Annotated in this window: 16 protein-coding genes; 6 read left to right on the plus strand and 10 right to left on the minus strand. The window is 61.1% G+C overall.

Going from position 1 to position 18,860, the window contains the following annotated elements; translation table 11 throughout:
• Positions 1-3: 3 nt before the first annotated feature.
• On the minus strand, positions 4-1,197 hold the full coding sequence (gene aroC / locus AACP59_RS02585; protein WP_339349720.1) for a chorismate synthase: 1,194 nt from the start codon (positions 1,195-1,197) through the stop codon (positions 4-6).
• Positions 1,198-1,244: 47 nt separating this feature from the next.
• Between aroC and AACP59_RS02590 the strand changes: the two genes are divergently transcribed.
• Positions 1,245-1,715 carry a prepilin peptidase gene (locus AACP59_RS02590; protein ID WP_339349721.1) on the plus strand — a complete coding sequence of 157 codons (471 nt, stop codon included), beginning with the start codon at positions 1,245-1,247 and terminating at the stop codon, positions 1,713-1,715.
• Between the two features lie 24 nt (positions 1,716-1,739).
• Here the strand turns inward: AACP59_RS02590 and AACP59_RS02595 are convergent, their stop codons facing one another.
• From AACP59_RS02595 to rpsD, 7 genes are all read right to left on the minus strand, one after another.
• Entirely contained in the window at positions 1,740-2,927 is a 1,188-nt protein-coding gene (locus AACP59_RS02595; protein WP_339349723.1) for an endolytic transglycosylase MltG, read from the minus strand.
• Positions 2,928-3,395 carry a Holliday junction resolvase RuvX gene (gene ruvX / locus AACP59_RS02600; protein WP_339349724.1) on the minus strand — a complete coding sequence of 156 codons (468 nt, stop codon included), beginning with the start codon at positions 3,393-3,395 and terminating at the stop codon, positions 2,928-2,930.
• A gap of 11 nt (positions 3,396-3,406) precedes the next feature.
• On the minus strand, positions 3,407-6,085 hold the full coding sequence (gene alaS, locus AACP59_RS02605; RefSeq protein ID WP_339349725.1) for an alanine--tRNA ligase: 2,679 nt from the start codon (positions 6,083-6,085) through the stop codon (positions 3,407-3,409).
• A gap of 198 nt (positions 6,086-6,283) precedes the next feature.
• On the minus strand, positions 6,284-6,523 hold the full coding sequence (locus AACP59_RS02610) for a hypothetical protein (protein WP_297316119.1): 240 nt from the start codon (positions 6,521-6,523) through the stop codon (positions 6,284-6,286).
• Positions 6,523-6,972: a DUF948 domain-containing protein gene (locus tag AACP59_RS02615; protein WP_339349727.1), complete on the minus strand. Its 450-nt coding sequence runs from the start codon at positions 6,970-6,972 to the stop codon at positions 6,523-6,525. Before AACP59_RS02615 ends, AACP59_RS02610 begins: the two co-directional genes overlap by 1 nt.
• A gap of 94 nt (positions 6,973-7,066) precedes the next feature.
• Positions 7,067-7,735 carry a histidine phosphatase family protein gene (locus AACP59_RS02620; protein ID WP_297316068.1) on the minus strand — a complete coding sequence of 223 codons (669 nt, stop codon included), beginning with the start codon at positions 7,733-7,735 and terminating at the stop codon, positions 7,067-7,069.
• Between the two features lie 134 nt (positions 7,736-7,869).
• Positions 7,870-8,496 carry a 30S ribosomal protein S4 gene (rpsD, locus tag AACP59_RS02625; protein ID WP_297316067.1) on the minus strand — a complete coding sequence of 209 codons (627 nt, stop codon included), beginning with the start codon at positions 8,494-8,496 and terminating at the stop codon, positions 7,870-7,872.
• 319 nt (positions 8,497-8,815) lie between these two features.
• Between rpsD and AACP59_RS02630 the strand changes: the two genes are divergently transcribed.
• The 4 genes from AACP59_RS02630 to AACP59_RS02645 all read left to right on the plus strand — a co-directional run bounded on the left by AACP59_RS02630 (position 8,816) and on the right by AACP59_RS02645 (position 14,588).
• Positions 8,816-9,544: a TetR/AcrR family transcriptional regulator gene (locus AACP59_RS02630; protein ID WP_339349729.1), complete on the plus strand. Its 729-nt coding sequence runs from the start codon at positions 8,816-8,818 to the stop codon at positions 9,542-9,544.
• Positions 9,522-10,817, plus strand: a complete 1,296-nt coding sequence (locus AACP59_RS02635; RefSeq protein WP_339349730.1) for an MFS transporter — start codon at positions 9,522-9,524, stop codon at positions 10,815-10,817. The genes AACP59_RS02630 and AACP59_RS02635 overlap by 23 nt, the downstream gene beginning before the upstream one ends.
• A 531-nt stretch (positions 10,818-11,348) precedes the next feature.
• On the plus strand, positions 11,349-12,638 hold the full coding sequence (locus tag AACP59_RS02640; protein WP_339349732.1) for a nucleobase:cation symporter-2 family protein: 1,290 nt from the start codon (positions 11,349-11,351) through the stop codon (positions 12,636-12,638).
• Between the two features lie 165 nt (positions 12,639-12,803).
• Positions 12,804-14,588: a CAP domain-containing protein gene (locus AACP59_RS02645; RefSeq protein ID WP_339352920.1), complete on the plus strand. Its 1,785-nt coding sequence runs from the start codon at positions 12,804-12,806 to the stop codon at positions 14,586-14,588.
• Positions 14,589-14,682: 94 nt separating this feature from the next.
• Here AACP59_RS02645 and AACP59_RS02650 read toward each other — a convergent pair whose 3' ends face one another.
• Positions 14,683-17,349, minus strand: coding sequence for a UvrD-helicase domain-containing protein (locus tag AACP59_RS02650; RefSeq protein WP_339349734.1), 2,667 nt, complete (start codon positions 17,347-17,349; stop codon positions 14,683-14,685).
• A gap of 278 nt (positions 17,350-17,627) precedes the next feature.
• On the minus strand, positions 17,628-17,888 hold the full coding sequence (locus AACP59_RS02655) for a hypothetical protein (RefSeq protein ID WP_297316061.1): 261 nt from the start codon (positions 17,886-17,888) through the stop codon (positions 17,628-17,630).
• 245 nt (positions 17,889-18,133) lie between these two features.
• Between AACP59_RS02655 and AACP59_RS02660 the strand changes: the two genes are divergently transcribed.
• The gene (locus AACP59_RS02660; protein ID WP_339349736.1) at positions 18,134-18,724 is read left to right on the plus strand and encodes a xanthine phosphoribosyltransferase; all 591 of its coding nucleotides are present in this window, start codon (positions 18,134-18,136) and stop codon (positions 18,722-18,724) included.
• Positions 18,725-18,860 lie beyond the last annotated feature (136 nt).

Raw genomic sequence — 18,860 nt, forward strand, 5'->3', positions numbered from 1 at the left:
TCCTTATCTCAGGCCCTCGGGCCATGAGGACTGGTATGCCTTGGCGTTACGGGAGACCTCAGCCAGGCTGTCCCCTCCGAACTTCCCCAGGACAAAGGCGGCCAGGGTCAGGCTCATCATGGCCTCTCCGATGACCGCAGCGGCCGGGACGGCCGTGACATCGGAACGCTGGTGGATGGCGGTGGCCGCTTCTCCGGTCAGGACATCAACGGTCCTCAGGGCCTTGGGAACCGAGGAGATGGGTTTCATGGCGGCACGCACGCGGATGGGCTGCCCATTGGACATGCCACCCTCAAGACCGCCCGCACGGTTGGTCAGACGCTGGATGGTCCCGTCCTCGCCGGGCACCATCTCATCGTGGGCCTGGGAACCGGGACGGTCGGCCTCCTCGAACCCGTCACCGATCTCCACCCCCTTGATGGCCTGGATGCCCATGAAGGCCGATGCCAGGGCCGCGTCAAGACGACGGTCCGATTCCACATAGGTTCCCAGACCGGCAGGAACACCATAGGAGATGACCTCGAACACACCACCGGCCGTGTCGCCGTTCTTCCTGATCTGATCAACCCGGTCCATCATCCGCTGTTCGGCATCCTTGTCCAGGGTGCGCACCGGGGACTGATCCAGGGCGGGACCATCATCGGGAGAGGGCAGGTGTGAATGGTCCTCCAGGCCCACCCCCCCGATGGAAAGGACATGGGAAACGGTCCTGATGCCCAGGGCCTGTTCCAGGAACTTGGCCGCGATGGCGCCCAGGGCCACGCGGGAGGCCGTCTCCCTGGCCGAGGAACGTTCCAGAACAGGACGGGAATCGGTGAATCCGTACTTCCTCATACCGGTCAGGTCCGCATGACCGGGCCTGGGACGGCTCAGGGGGGCGTTCCGTCCCTCGGCAGACAGGTCGACCCCCTCAGGGAGCCTGTCGACGCTCATGATCTGCGCCCACTTGGGCCATTCCGTGTTCCCGATCTCCAGGGCGATGGGCGAGCCCAGGGTGGAACCGTGACGCACCCCCGTCAGCAGGCGGACCCTGTCCTGCTCGAAGCCCATGCGGGCACCACGTCCGTATCCCAGCCTTCGACGCGCCAGGGCCTTGACGATGTCATCGGTACCGATGCTGACCCCGGACGGCAACCCCTCCATCATGGCCACCAGGGCTTCTCCATGGGATTCCCCCGCCGTCTGCCAGCGCAACATATGAACTCCTTTACACCGTTCTCGCCTGTGTATGTTTATCTTAGGAGATGGCCTACCTCTTGACCCTGCCCGGTTTCATTTTCGGCCTCTACCTAGCCTGGACGGACCTGAGAAGGCGGCGGGTGCCGCGCAGAGCCGTCATCCTGGGGCTTCTGGCCCAGGGGCTGGCCGTCACGGTCCTCTGCCTGGCCAGGCACGATATGTCACCTTTGATCGGATCAGTCATGATCTGTCTGGCATGCACTGGTGTCCAATGCCTCCTGGCCCTGGTCCGGCCAGGTGCCCTGGGACTGGGCGATGTGACCGCCACCGCCTTGCTGGCCCTGTCCCTTGGTCCGCTGGGTTGGACGACCACCCTGGTCTGGTGGCTCCTGATGGGGGTACTGGGCCTGGGTGCCATGGCAATCAGACGGATCGGAAAAGACCAGAGCAGTCAATCCGAAACCCTGGCCTATGTTCCTGTCATCCTCCTGGCGGCGCTGGCGGCCGCCGCTCTGAGTGGGCTGGCCGGCTGGTGAGCCCGCGCCCAGTCTTGACGAACCCTACTTCCCGTGGTCGGACTCCCACTGCTTGTATTCCTTGACATCCGAGTTGAACTGCCCCTCGTTGTCGCTGAACCGGGTCTCGCCCGTGTCCAGGTTGACGGTCACGAAGTAGATCCAGTCACCCTCCTCGGGAGACATGGCAGCCTTGATGGCACTGTCGCCCGCGGACCCGATTGGGGCCGGTGGCAGCCCCTTGTGCACCCGGGTGTTGTATGCATCATCGGGGTTCTGCAGCATCTGGTTGGTCAGCTCCAGGGCCGAGACCTTATTGGAGTATGCAACGGTACTGTCCATGCCCAGGGGCATGTTCCGGGCCAGACGGTTGTCGATCACCCTGGCCACCTTCCCGTAGTACTGGGGCTTGTTGACCTCGGCCTCGGTGATTGAGGCCTTGATGAGGACGTCCTGCCGGTCGGCGCCCTGGGGGACTCCCAGTTCATCGAGCTTCCGGACGCGTTTGGTCACCATGGAGGAGAGTATCTTCTGGGCCGAACCCATGGACTTCACATCGTATTCGCCGGGCTCCAGCCAACCCTCGAAGTTGCCCTGCGCCTCCTCAGGCAGGATGCCCTGGCCCTTGGCGTCAAGGATCGAGTCGAAGTCCTGCTTGGGCAATCCCGACAGCTGTTGTGCCCGGGTTATGACATCCCTGGCACGGTCGCCTGAACGGACCTGGAGGAATCCGCGGGCCTTGCTTCGGTCGGTCAGGATCATGACCACATCCGAGGCTTTCATCTTGGTTTTCAGATCGAAGGTGCCCGGGAAGAGTTTGTCTGTTGCCTGGGCGTTGGTGATGGCCTGGACGAAGGCACCGGAGGAACGGACCACGTCGGCATGGAGAAGATTCAGTCCGACCTGCTCAGCGCCCTGGCCGCTTTCGACCGTGAACTGGATCGGCTTGTCTCCAGGGCCGGTATAGTCCTGGGCCACTTCCTTGGTGGCGCTTATCCGGGGGGATCCGTTTTTCAAGGACCGGGTGACGAAGAAGGCGCAGGTGGCGACGATGACCAAAGCCAGGAGGACGATGATGACGGTCATCCGGCGACGCCGCTGCCTCTTCTGCCGCTGCTTGCGCATCTCTCTTCTGGATCTGGGCGGACGCGGAGGCTGGGCGGGGACTGGGGCCTGACCCGGCTCCACCCACTGCACCTTCTCTTCGAAGAAGTTCTGTATGTCTTCAGCCAATTACCGCTCCTTGCTGACCTTGTATTCATCCAGGGCCGACTGCAGCAATACAACAGCGGATTGCTGATCAACCAGAGGTTTGTGCCCGCGTCCGCCGATCTGTGCCTCATAGAGTTGATGGTGGGCACTGACCGTGGTCAATCGTTCGTCTTGCAATAGTACACGGACCGGCGAATCCTTCGCCAGTGCAGCCTCCTCGTTCAGAATCCGCGACAGGTTCCTGACCCACCGCTTCGCCTTTTTGGCGCTACCGCCCTCCGAGCCATTCAGAAGTAGTGGGTACCCGACGATGACCCGTTCGACCCCATGCTCGTGTATCAGGTCAACCACAGGGCCCAGGGCACGGAAACAGTCACCCTGGACCTCGATTTTGCCAGCCGGGTATGCCAGGGTCAACTCAGGATCACACAGAGCCACTCCGACCCTGGCCTGACCCAGGTCTATCCCCATCCATATGGGAGCACTCATGCAGAATCCGGTCAGCCCTTCAGGACCTGGTCGGACAGGGCCGACAGGGCCTGATCGATCTTCCCGGCATCCTGGCCACCACCCTGGGCGAAGTCCGGCTTGCCGCCACCACCGCCGCCTAGGATCTTGGATGCTCCCCGCACCAGGTCGCCAGCCTTGATCCCCTCCTTGCGGGCCTTGTCGTTGGTAGCCACATAGATCACGGGCTTCTGATCATCGGTGACACCGGCCAGAGCCACCACCGTGGGGTCATCCTCCCCAAGACGGGCGCGGATATCGGTCACCGTCTTGCGAAGGGCATCGGCCGAGCCGAAATGCCCCACATTCTTGCTGGCCACCTTGACCGGGGCATCAGACCGCTCGGCCTGCTCGACCAGATCGGGCACGGACTGAGCCAGCTGGTTCTCATAGGCCGCAGCAAGGCGACGGTCGGACTCCTTGAGCTTGGCCAAAAGGGTGGAGACGCGGGCCTCCAGCTCGTCGGGACGGGCGTTGAGCCTGTCCGAGAGCTGCGAGACCAGGGCATGCTCCCTGGCGTTGTACTGGTAGGCACCCTGCCCCACCACCGCATCGACACGACGCACACCTGTGCCGACCGAAGCCTCGGACATGATGGAGACAGCACCGATCTTTCCTACGTGGTCCACGTGGGTTCCTCCGCAGAGCTCGCGGCTCCAGCCGTCCTCGCCGATGGAGACGACACGGACGATGTCGCCGTATTTCTCGCCGAAGAGGTGCATGGCACCCAAAGCGATGGCATCGTCGAATTTCATCTCCTGGGTGGTCACGGCAAGGTTGTCGCGCAGTCGATCGTTGACCCGCGCTTCGACGGCCTCCATGGCAGCCCGGCTGGGAGCCTGCGACCATTGGAAATCGAAGCGTAGCCTGTTGGGTGCATCCTCGGAACCGCGCTGGGTGGCCTGCGGCCCGAGTTCCTCACGAAGCGCCTTGTGGACCATATGGGTGGCGGTGTGGGATCGGGCGATGGCACCTCGGCGATCCTGATCGATGGTGGCGGTGACTGCGGCCTCCAGGGTCAGGGTCCCCTCGGTCAGGCGGCACTGATGGACTGTCAGCCCCTTGATGGGCTTCTGGACGTCATCCACCTCAAGGACGGCTCCGTCGTCGGACAGGATCTCCCCCTGGTCGGCCAGCTGTCCACCGGCCTCGGCATAGAAAGGAGTACGGTCCAGAAGGACCTCGACATTGGCCGGGGCGGTGACCGCAGGAACAGCCCCCTTGCCCTCCTGGATGATGCCGATGACCTTGGAACGGCTTGAGTAGTCCGTATAGCCCAGGAAGGTCTGGGGCTCGGTGAGGTTCTTCCGCAGGTCGTCATAGACGCTCAGGTCCACATTGTGGCGTTTCTTCAAGGCATCGGCCCTGGCCCTGGCCTTTTGCTTGTTCATGAGCTCGCGGAACTTGGCCTCATCCACCTTGACGCCCTGCTCCTCGGCCATCTCCAGGGTCAGCTCGATCGGGAAGCCGTAGGTGTCGTGAAGGGTGAAGGCATCATCACCCGAGACCTCCTCGGTGGAGGATTTCTTTGCCTTGGCCACGGCGGCGTCCAGGATGGTGGTTCCCTTGTCCAGGGTTCTGCGGAAGGCGCTCTCCTCACCGTAGGCGGATTCGGACACCTCCTGGAAGGTCTCGTTGAGTTCCGGATAGCTGGGAGCCATGGCATCCTTGGAGACCGGGAAGAGCTGGGGCAGAACCTCTTCCTGGACCCCAAGCATCCTCATGGACCGGATGGAACGGCGCAGAAGCCTGCGCAGCACATAGCCACGGCCCACATTGCTGGGGCGAACCCCATCGCTCATGATCATCAGGGCCGAGCGCACGTGGTCGGCCACGACCCGGAAGCGGACGTCGTCTTCCCGGTTCTCTCCATACTTGCGGCCCGAAATGCGCTCCGCCACCTCGATGACCGGGTAGACCTCATCGGTCTCGTAGATGTTCTCCCTGCCCTGGAGAAGGTATGCCAGACGCTCCAGACCAGCACCGGTGTCGATGTTCTTGTGCTCAAGCTCGCCGACGATGTGCAGGTCCGTCTTGGACCTGACGTTGTCGACCTCGTAGTTTTCGAAGACCAGGTCCCAGATTTCGATGTACCGGTTCTCGTCGGCCGAGGGCCCACCCTCGACTCCGTACTTGGGTCCCCTGTCGACGTATATCTCCGAGCAGGGGCCGCCGGGGCCGGGGCCTCCCGTGGTCCAGAAGTTGTCCTCCATGCCGAGGATCTCCATGTGTTCGGGGTCGAACCCCTCGTTCCTCCAGAGGGACCGCGCCTCATCGTCGTCCGTATAGGTGGTGACCCAGATGGTCTCGGGGTCGAACCCGTAACCGCCCTGGTCCTGGGGGCTGGTCAGAAGATCCCAGGCATAGTGGATGGCCTCCTCCTTGAAGTAGTCACCGAAGGAGAAGTTGCCCACCATCTGGAAGAAGGTGCCGTGCCTGGTGGTCTTGCCGACCTCGTCGATGTCCAGGGTGCGCACGCACTTCTGGTTGCTGGCCATACGGCTCTTGGGCGGGGTCTGCTCGCCCAGAAGGTAGGGAATGAAGGGGACCATGCCGGCGATGGTGAAGAGGGTGGTCGGGTTCGGCGAAATCAACGAGGCCGAAGGAACCACCATGTGGCCTTGCCGCTGAAAGTAATCGAGGAAGCGCTTGGCGATTTCCGAAGTGCGCATGCTGCTTGTACTCCTTCAGGCCCTGCCCCCCGGCATGGCCGCTGCCCGTGGGCAGTCTCAATTCGGCACCCGACCCTGCGGATGCGGAATGCTTGGTTTGCTGTGCTGCATGGCCAAAGGCCGTGCAGCACCCTTGATTGCTGAACATGCCGATTCTACAACGTCCACCGGCCCTGGCTGATGCCGGAGACAATCAGCTCAACCCTGGAACCGGTCCATGTACCGCCGGTCCAATTCGTTCTGACGCTGGTCCATGGTCGAGCGGAACTCGGTGACAAGCCCAGCCAGCGTCCGCTTGGGCACCTGGTCCTGGTCCTCGCCGAAGACGAATTCACGCGCCTGCTTGGGGGTGTTTGCACGGACATAGGCCTCGGCCTTGGAAACGAGGATGACACCGGCCGCAACGCCCAGTCCTACCCAGAAGAGTCGCTTGAACATCACTTGCCCCCCCGGCTTGCACCGGCCTGACCCGGCGAGGAGGCTGCGGCGGCGTGACCAGAGTCCGGAGCGTCCTGTTCATGCCCGGCCTTCTTTCCGCCTGAAACGAATGAGGAAGCCGTTTTCCTGACGGCATAGAAGAAGGATGCCATCTTGATGACGGGCTTGCCCAGCATGGAACCGTACAGGTCGGTCAGGGCCCCGACATTGTTGGCCGTGGTCGAAGCGGCGGCCGAAATCTTGTTCACGTCAGCCAGGGTCTGGTTGAGCTGGGTGACGGTGGTGGTGGACTCGTCAAGGGTGGGCATGGCGTGGTCACCGGCCTGTTTGACGGTGTCGGCCAGCTGATCGAAGAGCTTGCCCAGACGAATCAATGGATAGATCAGGAACCCCGCCACCACTGCGAAGGCAATGGCCGCTATCAGACCGGCAATCTGTCCTATGTCCATCTCCTACCTCGCTTCCGTCAAGGAACATATACCCGCTCAACGGTACCACGCACCGTATATTCCCGGTGGCAGCACCGACCGGCAGGCACCGTGATCACTGATTGTAGGAGCGGACCTCCACGGCCTGTTCGAAGGGAAGGGCGGTGTTGAAGTCGAAGACCGTCACACTGCCGTTGCCGGGTCGCCGGGACAGGTCATACCCCTCGGATGCAAACCGGTGCATGAGACTGAGCAGGGTGTTCCCATGCGATATGAGCAGGACATCGTCACCCTCCTGCAGGTCTGTGTTACCGGCGATCAGATCGAATCCGCCCCGGACGCGCTCCCAGTACTCACCATCGGACTCTGCATCGCCGAAGGGGTCGGCCTCCTTGAGGAAATCCCGAGTGGCCGCCAGGCCGAACTTGTCGACGATCTGATTGTATGTCTTGGCCCCATGGGGAGCCCCGGCGGCCCACCAGGCCATGGCCATGTCCTGCCCCTCGAAGTAGCCGTAGAACTGCTCCCGGAAGTGCATGTCACTGATCAGGGTCGGCTTCCGGGGCGACCGGTTGACCTCCAGGATCCGCTGGGCCGTCACCTGGGCCCTGGTGGTGTCAGAACAATAGGCGGCCTTGAAGTCCAGGTCCGCCAGTTTGAGTCCTGCCTTTTCGGCATCGTTCACACCCGACTCGGTAAGAGGGGCATTGGTCCACCCCTGGAGCCGGTTGTACCTGTTGAAGTAGGTCTGACCATGACGGACGGTGTACAGATGAAGCAACATGCCCACCATTATCCCACCACGGCACGCCGAATGCCCCCATTGAACCGACCGGACAAGGTCACCTGACGAGTGGGCGGACAGATGCAAAAGGCCCCGGAACAATCCGGGGCCCTGTGAAGAATCCTCTTCCAGACTCAGCGGGCGTAGAACTCCACCACGTACTGGATGTTGACCTGAACCGGAATCTCCTCCGGTTCGGGCTTACGGACGAGGGTGGCCTTCAGGGAGGCCAGGTCCACGTCCAGGTATCCGGGGACCGCAGGCAGGACGTCGCGATGGACACCCTCGGCTGCAATCTGGAAGGGAACGGTGGTCTGGCTCTTGGGCTTGACCTGGATGGTCTGGCCGGGCTTGACCCTGTAGGAGGGACGGTCCACGATGTTGCCGTCCACCAGAATGTGGCGGTGAACCACGTACTGACGGGCCTGGGCGGTGGTGCGGGCGATGCCGGCACGCAGGACCAGGTTGTCCAGGCGGCACTCCAGCTCGCGGAGCATGGCCTCGCCGGTCTGGCCGGACTCATGGGTGCCGCGCTCGTACACGGCCCTCAGCTGCTTCTCTGAAACGCCGTACTGGGCGCGCAGACGCTGCTTCTCGCGCAGACGAATGGCGTAATCGGACTCGGTGCGACGACGGGTGCGACCGTGCTCACCGGGAGCATAGGGACGCTTCTCAAAAAGACGCTGGGCCTTGGGTGTCAGGGCGATGCCCAGGGCACGTGACAGACGGACCTGCCTGCGTGCACGCTGAATGTTGGTCATTGCTGATTCCTTATCTGCTTCTGTCGTTATCTGAACGAATACGGTCGAAACCGTCGAGTCAGGCCTCTCCAATGCTTCACCGTGCCAAGCACGAACGACCTTACGGCCGCCGACCCATTGACGGGCTGAGACTCCAGATAGGTCGGCGCACAAACGCACCAACCGAGGATTCATTAAAGCACATGTACCGGACCCAAGCGAGTTCCGACAAGCTGTGTTATATTCATACCAACGGTCGGTATGATATCGATTCCAACATATTGGTTCTACCGTATCCGAATGACCAAAACAACTTCTAGAAGCCGGAAGAGGTGCAGTAATGGCCCGCAACACCCACCCTGAGCTCACACGCGAAAGAATCATCAACGCCGCAACCGAACTGTTTACCGACAGGGGGTATGACAAGACCAGCATGCAGGACATCATCGATGCCACTGGAGGACTGAGCAAGGGGGCGGTCTACCACCATTTCAGATCCAAGGAGGACCTCTTCGATGCCGTCGCCGATCGGATGATGACGGCCATGAGCGGTCCTGCATCCGACGAAGGCTGGACAAGAGGCAGGACCGAGGCCGGGGCTTCCCAAGCCCAACCCCTGCCAGAGCAACCTGCGGCCCTGGAGGAACTGCAGTCGCTGTTCTCACCTGCCCAGGCCAGGAAAAGACTGGAAGCGGCAAACCTGATGTTCCATGGTTTCAAGCCGAAGTCCAATCCCAAGATGATCGGACTGGAATTCACCGCCATGGTGAATGACAGGGAGGACTTTGTCGACACCTTCACCCGGGGCAACCTTGACGGATCCATGCATGTGCAGAATGCCGAAGAGGCTGCCGAGGTCTTCCGTCTGCTCGCCAACATGTGGCTGCTACCCTTCTACCATCCAGGGACCCGAACCGAATTGCACAGCAGGGCAGTCTGTTTCTTCACCATCATACAGGGCCTGGGGATTCCCCTGGAAGACAGGGGGTTCTCTGACATGTTGACCACCTTCGGTACCGATGCGGGCGAGCCTGAGGAGGCCGGGCATGACTCCATCAAGAAACCCTGACCCGGATGTCACAGAAGCCCCCGCGGCCAATGGCCTCCTGACCCCTTCCTTTGTCGCGCTCATCATCACCGAGATCCTCTCGACCCTGGGGCAGACCTGCATGGTGTTTGTCCTCCCACTGCATATGCTGAACATCTCGGGTTCGGCATCATTGTATGGTCTGGCGAGCGCCCTGGCCGCCCTTCCCTCCATCATCCTGACACCGATTGGCGGGGCCCTGGTCGACCGCTTGCACAAACAGACCGCCATGGCCGCGCTTGACATCCTTTCGGCCCTCACCGCCTTCTCATATCTGCTGGTCAGCAGAAGCCCCGACCCAATTCCCCTGACCGTGGCCTGCATGATGTTGATTCACGCCTACCGGTCCTGCTACTCCCCAACGGTCCAATCCGCTCTTCGCCACCTGGTGGACAGGGCGGACCTGACACGCGCATCGGCCCTTGTCTCACAGGCCACCTCCCTTGTCGGAATGGTGGGCCCGGTAATTGCAGGGCTGGTCATGGGGCTCTTCGGGGTTCTGCGGGTGGTTGGCTTTTCGGCCCTTGTCTGTCTCCTGTCCGCTTTCTGGATACTGCTGACAGTCAGGATTCCCGAAGAGGAGGGCGAAGTTCCCGAGGGCATGAAAGCCCTCGTGGGGCATCTAACCGACGACATGAACGAGGCGGCCCGTTTTCTTGTCGAGCAACGAAATCTGAAGGTCGCCATAGGGCTCAGCCTCGCTGCAAACTTGATTTTGGCTTCATACGTCAACGTGGCCCTACCGTATATGGTGATGCGAACCCTCGGCCTGAGCACCACCATGCAGGGCCTGGCAGAAGGCATAATCGCCGGTGGCGGTCTTCTGGGAGCGGTCCTTGTATCGATTCGGCCCTCATGGTTCTTCCTCGAGCGGATACCTGTCCTGCTTACGTGCAGCGCACTGGTCCTCCTGCCGGTCATGGCCGGCCTTGCCTTCAACCTGCCAGCGATCATCCTCTTCATCCTGATGGCAGGGTGCTTGGCCCTGGCTGCCGGATTGATCCAATCCGTCTCCATCACATCCATCTCATACGAGCAGATCCACACCCCCACACCCTTGATCGGCAAGGTGATCGGCCTGACCGCAAGCCTGTGCATGTGCGCGCTTCCTCTTGGCCAGGGACTGTTCGGCCCCCTGATCGATCATTTTCCCATGACTGCGATTATCGCCGGTGTGGTTCTGGCAACACTCCTGATATGCCGAATCGCCAAAGGCGCAATGAAACCTGGTGATGTCCCGGTGACTATGTCATAAATCCACATAAGGATTAACCGACCGAAAGAGCGGCAAGGGAACTTAATCGAGTTTCAGGAACGGTCAGCATGGTTCGAGACCACCTTGTATGCTTCTGGATATCCACGAATCATCCGTTCATGATTCGCCAGGTTGTGTAGAGGATAGTAATCAAATGTTGACTGGCTTCCGCGTGCACCGGCGTTGCTACGGCTTCAACATCTGCCATGTCGGCTGTGGGCATGCGCCGACGGGGCGGAGCGCTCATACCCAAACTCGAATCATCAGTCAGAAAAGGCCATGCATATCCGGATTCGGATATATGGCCTTTTTCCATACCCACCCACCCATTTGTCTTCTCCACCGCTAATCGCTACATGCACTGAACCAAGAGCCGCCGAGAAGCCAAGGAGAGCCATGACCAGACAACATACGGACCAGTCGGAAACGGGACGGACCCTTCATGCGGGGGAGCACGGGAACGGTCTTCCCAAGTCGGGAACCGCAACCCAGACAGCCAACACAGGACCTTCCGGAAATGTTTTGTCGGACATGAACGGGACAATCCCCTTTTGGAAGGGCCTTCCCTTCGGTCTTCAACATGTCATGGCCATGTTTGTGGCCAACCTGGCACCGATCTTCCTGGTCGCCGCAGCAGCGAGGATGAGTCCCCAGGAATCAGCCATGGTCATCCAGAACGGACTCCTGGTGGCCGGCCTGGGCACCTGTCTGCAGCTCTACCCCCTCTGGCGGGTCGGGGGTCGTCTGCCCATGGTCACCGGCATCTCCTTCACCTACGTGGCTGCAGCCGTGGCCATCGTATCCAATCAAGGCTATGGGGTCGTGGTGGGAGCGGTCCTGGCCGGTGGAGTGGTCGAATTCGTCCTGGGGCTGACGGCCGATTACTGGCGCCGGTTCGTACCACCGATAGTCTCCGCCATTGTCGTCACATCCATCGGCTTCTCCCTCCTGTCGGTCGGTGCGCAGTCCTTCGGTGGCGGGGCCGGAGCCAAGGACTTCGGATCCTGGCAGAATCTGACCCTGGCAACCATCTCCCTGGTGGCCTGTCTTGCCTTCCAACTCCTGATGAGAGGAACGGCCAAGCAGCTCTCGGTCCTCTTCGGCCTGGTGGTCGGCTACCTGGTCGCCCTGGCCATGGGCAAGGTGGACTTTTCCGGCTTCCGGCATCTGGAGGTCCTCTCCCTCCCCCGGGTAATGCCCTTCAAGCCGGAGTTCGACGCAGGGGCCATCATCTCCTTCGCGCTGCTCTACGTGGTCTCCTCCGTAGAGGTGATCGGGGACACCACAGCCCTGTGCAAGGTGGGGATGGACCGCAAACCGACCGACCGGGAAATGAGCGGAGCCATCGCCGGTGACGGATTCATCTCCATGATCTCAGGCCTTTTTGGTTGCCTCCCCTTGACCTCCTTCGCACAGAACATCGGATTGGTGGCCATGACCAAGGTCGTCAACCGGAAGGTCATCCTCTCGGGCGGACTCATCCTAATCCTGGCCTCCTTCGTCCCGGGGGTGGCAGCCGTCTTCAACTCCCTCCCCCAGGCCGTTCTGGGAGGATGCACGATCATGATGTTCGGCAATATCATCCTCTCCGGCTTCCAGATGATCGCTGAGGCCGGATTTACACAACGCAACATAACCATCGCCGCACTGGCACTGACCATCGGCATAGGATTCACCCAGGTTGGTGATATCTTTATCGCATTCCCCGCGCTGTTCCGGTCGATTTTCGCCAATAACTGCATCGCTGTCGCATTCGTCGTGGCCCTGGTTCTGAACATCATTCTTCCTGGCGAGGAGCACTTCCGAATGGAAAGGTCCTAAGTTCGCACTAATCTTCGTGAAGTATTGCTTGTGGAAAGAGCGAGTTGGGTAGGCGTGGTTCTGGTTGCTCTGTTGCAGCCGTTTTCATGCTGATAAAAAAGATACAGGGGTAGTACACAAATGAAAACCGGCAAGAAACCATCTCATAATGCATCAAGAGTTGCCTTGACCTCGGCGGTGGCAGGGGCGACCCTCCTGGGGTGCGCAGCACCGGCCATGGCTGAGCCGGCTCAGACAAATCCGGATCCTCCCCGTACGCAGGGGGTGGACAGGCATAAAACACAGCGGGTGATTGACGCCGAGGCTCGCGTCGATCGCGCCGAGATCGCCGTGGCCCAGGCCCAGACAAGTCTTGACACCGCGCGGACCAACAAGAGCTCAGCCGATGCCGCCCTGACCCAGGCCACACAGGACCAGGCCAGCAAGCAAACCGCCTATGAAGAGGCACAGAGCACCCCGGCCGTGACCAGTGCGAAGAACAACGTCGCCAATGCCGTCGCTGCGCGCAAGAACGCCCAGAAGAACTTGGACCAGGCCCGGCAGAAGGTCACTCGGTTGGAAGGCCAGGAGGGGGCGAACAACCCGACAATCGTCAGGCTGACCCGGGAACGTGACCAGGCGAGGGCCGCCCTGACCACGGCGGAGGCGACCACGGCACAGAAGCAGGCGGCGGCCACGGAGGCCGACCAGCTCAAAACCCAGGGAACCGCCGGATACTTCAAGCACAAGGGTGCAACTGGTGCCTTCAAGATCCTGACCGATGCAGGCTCTAGCGGCAAGACCTTCCAGAGCATACATCTCGGCCAAAGCGGGGACGCCACCAGCATGGACAAGATGCTCGAGACTCTGCGCTGGCTGAACAAGGCCAACCAACTCAGGCAGAGCGAGGGTAAGCCGGAACTCAAAGTCTCCGACTCCCTGATGGCCATGGCCCAGGCCGACGCCGACTGGACGAGGGACGATAGGCTTCATGGTCATGCCGCTGTCTTCCCGATTGGGGAGAACGTGGCCTATTCCGCGAATCCCGCCACCTACGACCCATTCAACAGCTGGTATACCGAGGAAAAGCGGAACAAGGCGAATGGGACCGGGCAGACCGGTCATTATGACAACATAGTCAACGCAGCATACACAATCACCGGTTTCGCCGTCACCTGCACATCGACCAATGTTGTGACCATGAGCCAGACCTTCCTGTTCTCGGAGCCATTGACAAGGGTCACCAGCTCCAATCCCCTCTGGGCGGGAAACCAAAATGCCACCGTCTCGGACTACTTCCAGGATGTCAACAATTACCTGGCCTATCTCAACAATGCCCAGTCCGACCTGACCACGGCCCAAGCGGCAGAAGCTGCGGCACGTACCAATCTGACAACCAGGCAGAATGACCTGAATACGGCCTTGGCAAGCATCACCACAAGTCCGTCACTGACCGCAGCGCGCGCGGCCCTTGCTCAGGCACAGACCGATCTGGCCACGGCACAGACGACACTGAACAATGCCCAGGCCGCCCTGGCCGTAGCCCAGGCAGCTGTGGCATCGGATCCTGGAGTGGTTGCAGCCCTGAATGCCCTGAACGCCGCCAACACCAGGCTGGCCAGTGCCAGACAGACGTCGGCTCAGACCAACACCGCCCTGGCCAACGCCCAAGCGGCCTTGAACAATGCCGTGACAGAGCGGACAAACGCTTATCAGAACCTTGCGCAGGCCATTGCTGCGTCCAACAGCCTGGTGCCTGGCACCACCATCCCCGGAAGACCCGGAACCTCCGGTTCCGCCGCCGGTAGCGGTGCGGGCCAGAAGCAGGAAGGCAAAGCCCCGGAGAAGAACCGGGGCGATGATCCTCTGGCTTCCACCGGTTCGGACTCCATGGCGGCAATAGCGGCCTGTGTGGCCTTGTGCGCTGCAGCCATGGGCACCTTCGGCATCAGGCGCAGACTCAGGTCCTGATTCCATCCCACCTGCAATGAGGACCCCCGGAAACATGCTTCAGCATTGATTTCGGGGGTCTTTCATATCGCTGCCTGGCAAGCACGGGCAGCGATCAGAGCTTTTCTATCGGGGCCAACCTCAGCATGAGTCGCTTGGTCCCTTCGGAACCGAAATCCACGGTCAGGACCGAGTTGTGGCCCTTGTCCTGGATATCCACCACCTTGCCCAGGCCGTACTGATCATGGGCCACCCTGTCTCCCAGGGAGAAATCCCGAATGGAGAGTCCGCTCGACTTCGGTTGGGCAGCGGCCTTGTTCGTCCCCTGCCCGCCCGCGGAACCCCCAGTGCTCCGCCTGGTCGTGACCCGTCCGCTCCTGGATGAGGAACCACCGGAAGACCACGCTCCCCCGCCTCTGTGCGAACCATAGCCCGACGACCCGTATGACCGACGGGAGGAACCGAGTGAACGTCCGCCCCCTGTGCGGGAGCGCGAGGTGGATCTTGACGACCCGGAACCGAACCCCGATCCGCCAAAGGCATGGCCGCCGAATGAGTCTTCATCGCCACCATCTTCGAATCCTCCGAACTCGTCGTCATCGTCCAGGCCCCATCGCCCACGCATGCGTTCGAAGCCGGCTTCCTTGCGTTTCCAATCAATCAGATCATCGGGGATGTCATCCAGGAACTGGCTGGGCAGCATTTCGTTTGCCTGGCCCCACTGCGCACGGACCGCGGCCCTGGTCATGTAAAGACGTCGCTTGGCGCGGGTGACCCCGACATAGGCCAGGCGACGCTCCTCCTGAAGCTCCGATGCATCGTCCAGACTTCTGGAATGAGGGAAGGTCCCCTGCTCCATGCCGGTCAGGAAGACAACGGGATACTCCAGACCCTTGGCGGTATGGAGCGTCATCAGGGTCACCTTGCCGGTATCGTCTCCGGACCCGGGCAACTGGTCCGAATCGGCCACCAGAGCCGTTGTCTCCAGGAACCCCGCCAGGGAGGCGTCGGGGGTCTTCTGTTCGAACTCGGCAGCCACTGACTGGAGCTGCGAGAGGTTCTCCACCCGGGAGGCATCCTGGGGATCGGTCGACTTGCGCAGCTCGGCCAGCATGCCGGACTCCTCCAGAACCTCCGCCACGATTTCCGAGGGCTTGGCATCATGCTCGGAGCCGAATGCGGTCAGGGACCGGATCAGGTCACGGAAGACGGCCATCTTCTTCGAGGTGAGCGTGGAGACACCCGCCACCTCATCAACGTGCTCGACACCCGACCAGAAACTGGTGCCGTGCAGGTCGGCGTAGGAGGACGCCGCCGCCTCGGCCCGGTCACCCAGCCCCCGCTTCGGTACATTGAGGATGCGTCGCATGTTCACGTCATCCTCCGGGTTGGCGATGGCATGAAGGTAGGCCAGGGCATCCTTGATCTCCCGACGCTCATAGAATCTGGTGCCGCCGACCAGTTGATACGGCAGCCCCGCGTTGATCAAAGCCTCCTCCACGGCACGTGACTGAGCATTGGCCCGATACATGATGGCCATGTCTGAGTAAGGGGTGTCCTCCTCGCTGCGCAGGCGGGCGATCTCGGTGGCAATCCAGGCGGCTTCCTGCTGGGCATTGTCGGCCGCATAACCGACAATCGGTTCCCCCTTGCCCAGGGCCGTCCAGAGCTTCTTGGGCTTTCGACCCTCGTTCTTGACGATGATTGCGTTGGCCGCATCCAGGATGGTCTGCGTGGACCGGTAGTTCTGTTCCAGAAGAATCGTCCTGGCCCCGGGGAAGTCCTTTTCAAAATCCCTGATATTGCCGATGTCGGCACCTCGGAAAGCGTAGATGGACTGGTCGGAATCGCCGACCACGGTGATCCATGCCGGGCCCTCCCTCCCCGCTGCAAAGACCGTGGAGTTTCCGACAGGCCTGTCAGCCTGTTCGCCCCGGCTTTCCGCTCGGGTCGCCGATCCTTCCCCCGAATCGGCCTGTCCCTTCCCCACCCCTGCCAGTTCACGCATGAGAACATACTGGGCATGGTTGGTGTCCTGGTACTCGTCGACCAGGATGTAGCGAAAGCGACGGTGATAGTACTGGGCCACCAGGGGGGCCTTTTGCAGGAGTTCCACAGTGCGTACGATCAGATCGTCGAAGTCCACGGCATTGGCCATGGCCAACCGGTGTTCATACTCCGCATAGAGCACGGAGTAGAGCTCCTCCTCGTTGCCGAACCTTGCCGCGATCTGCTGACCACGTTCACCAGGGCGGTAGTCAGGGGCATATTCGGCCAGCTGGGTCTGCCACCCCTGGAGGTTGTTCTTGTAGTCGGAAATGTGCGAGAGGATGTTGCGGGGGGTATACCGCTTCAGGTCGATGTTGAGGTCCCGGCCGATCAATTTGATCAGTCTTTCCGAATCCGCCGTGTCGTAGATTGAGAATCCGGAACGAAGGCCTATCGCCTTCCCGTCCCTGCGAAGGATCCTGACACAGGCGGAGTGGAACGTGGATACCCACATGCGCTCCGCCACCGGGCCAATCAGACCACCGAGACGTTCCCGCATCTCCGAGGCCGCCTTGTTGGTGAAGGTAATGGCCAGGATCTGACTGGGCCAGGCACCGAACTGGCTGAGTATCCACGCAATGCGACGGGTCAGCACCCGCGTTTTGCCGGATCCCGCACCGGCTCCGATCAGAAGGGCCGGCCCCTGGTACCGTACCGCCTCGGCTTGTCTGTCATTGAGTCCCTTGAGCAGCTCCCCAGCACTTCTCTGGATCATGTCCGGTTCCTCGATCACCTGCCACCCCTTGCCATACGTCACCGCCGCCAGTATTCGGCGGATGGGGAACATCCACCGCGGAGTCATTTCTATCACATAGCACTGCCAAACAAACCTGCCGAACAGGAACAGGCGACTTTCCTTTCTGGCCCTGCCATCGGATATCCAATCCCCCTCCCCCGGGATCCTCGGGCGGTCTTCCTGGTCAGGGATGGCATGACGCCTACAAGCAAGGCGAGGCCCCGCAGGTCGTGTACACCTGCGGGGCCTCGCCGGAAGTTGAGTCTGAGGAAGGATCAGTTGCGGAATTGTTCCTTGGCCTGGTTGGCCGCCTCGGTGGCTCCCTGCTCGGCCTTGGCCTTGCCCACGTTCGCGTCGGCCTTGACCTGATCCACCTTGTCGGAGGCCATGTCCTTGGCGTCACCCATCTTGTCGGTGACGGCATCCTTGGCATCGGAAGCCTTTCCCATGACATTGTCCTTGACATCTCCGGCGACATCCGAGATCTTCTCGCCGGCAGACTTCATGGCATCCTTTGCATCATCCAGAATCCCCATATGGTCCTCCTTAGTATATGAACGTATCAGATGAGATACGTAACCATCAGGTTCAATTGTCACAGTAGCAAGGCAGCGCTCAAATCAGCGGATTTGCAGGCGGACACGCCAGAAGCTTCCGCCGACTCACCATAAGATGGATGCCCTTGATTCACTCCCGCGGGACCATGGTCTTCCAGCGGGGTTATCTTGGAATCGATCGGTCGGGTCAAGAACCCCGTTGGCAGGAATGTAAGGAAAGCAAGATGAAGGAACTTGAGGAACGAATCAGACGCCAGGGAACGGTCAAGCCCGGCAATGTACTCAAGGTTGATGCCTTCCTCAATCACCAGTGCGATGTCTCCCTCTTCGACCACATGGGTGCCGAATGGGCCCGACTCTTCGCCGGTCGCCGGGTGGACAAGATCCTGACCATCGAAGCCTCGGGCATCGGCCTGGCCTGCCTGGCCGCCAGGCACTTCGGCAACGTTCCCGTCGTCTTCGCCAAGAAGACCCAGTCCATCAACCTGGATGGGGACCAGTACGTGGCCGAAATCTATTCCTTCACCAAACAGAGGGTCTATCCGGTCATCGTTGCCAAGCGCTTCCTGACCAAGGGCGAGCATGTGATCCTCATCGACGACTTCCTGGCCAAGGGGAACGCACTGCACGGCCTGATCGACATCTGCCACGATGCCCAGGTGACCATCGAAGGCATCGGCATCGCCGTGGAGAAGGGCTTCCAGGAGGGCGGCCGCGCCCTGCGTCAGGAAGGCTACAATCTCAAATCCCTGGCCATCGTGGAGAGCATGGACCCGGACAAGGGAACCATCACCTTCGCCCCCAACGAGGGATGAGGCCTTCCTCACCCTCCCCGTATGGAGGGCACAGGTCCACCACCCATTCACTTCGGAAAGCGGCAATGCTCCAAGACCGATACCAGAGAGGTGCACCCACCAGGACACGGGCGTGCACCGGGGTGGATCATCCTCC

Origin of the sequence: Bifidobacterium indicum, from assembly GCF_036987015.1 — a bacterium.
Lineage (GTDB): Bacteria > Actinomycetota > Actinomycetes > Actinomycetales > Bifidobacteriaceae > Bombiscardovia > Bombiscardovia indica.

Coding starts and splice junctions, on each gene's coding strand:
- aroC (WP_339349720.1), bottom strand. CDS start 1,197: ATGTTGCGCTGGCAGACGGCGGGGGAATCCCATGGAGAAGCCCTGGTG.
- AACP59_RS02590 (WP_339349721.1), top strand. CDS start 1,245: ATGGCCTACCTCTTGACCCTGCCCGGTTTCATTTTCGGCCTCTACCTA.
- ruvX (WP_339349724.1), bottom strand. CDS start 3,395: ATGAGTGCTCCCATATGGATGGGGATAGACCTGGGTCAGGCCAGGGTC.
- alaS (WP_339349725.1), bottom strand. CDS start 6,085: ATGCGCACTTCGGAAATCGCCAAGCGCTTCCTCGATTACTTTCAGCGG.
- AACP59_RS02610 (WP_297316119.1), bottom strand. CDS start 6,523: ATGTTCAAGCGACTCTTCTGGGTAGGACTGGGCGTTGCGGCCGGTGTC.
- AACP59_RS02615 (WP_339349727.1), bottom strand. CDS start 6,972: ATGGACATAGGACAGATTGCCGGTCTGATAGCGGCCATTGCCTTCGCA.
- AACP59_RS02620 (WP_297316068.1), bottom strand. CDS start 7,735: ATGTTGCTTCATCTGTACACCGTCCGTCATGGTCAGACCTACTTCAAC.
- rpsD (WP_297316067.1), bottom strand. CDS start 8,496: ATGACCAACATTCAGCGTGCACGCAGGCAGGTCCGTCTGTCACGTGCC.
- AACP59_RS02630 (WP_339349729.1), top strand. CDS start 8,816: ATGGCCCGCAACACCCACCCTGAGCTCACACGCGAAAGAATCATCAAC.
- AACP59_RS02635 (WP_339349730.1), top strand. CDS start 9,522: ATGACTCCATCAAGAAACCCTGACCCGGATGTCACAGAAGCCCCCGCG.
- AACP59_RS02640 (WP_339349732.1), top strand. CDS start 11,349: ATGAACGGGACAATCCCCTTTTGGAAGGGCCTTCCCTTCGGTCTTCAA.
- AACP59_RS02655 (WP_297316061.1), bottom strand. CDS start 17,888: ATGGGGATTCTGGATGATGCAAAGGATGCCATGAAGTCTGCCGGCGAG.
- AACP59_RS02660 (WP_339349736.1), top strand. CDS start 18,134: ATGAAGGAACTTGAGGAACGAATCAGACGCCAGGGAACGGTCAAGCCC.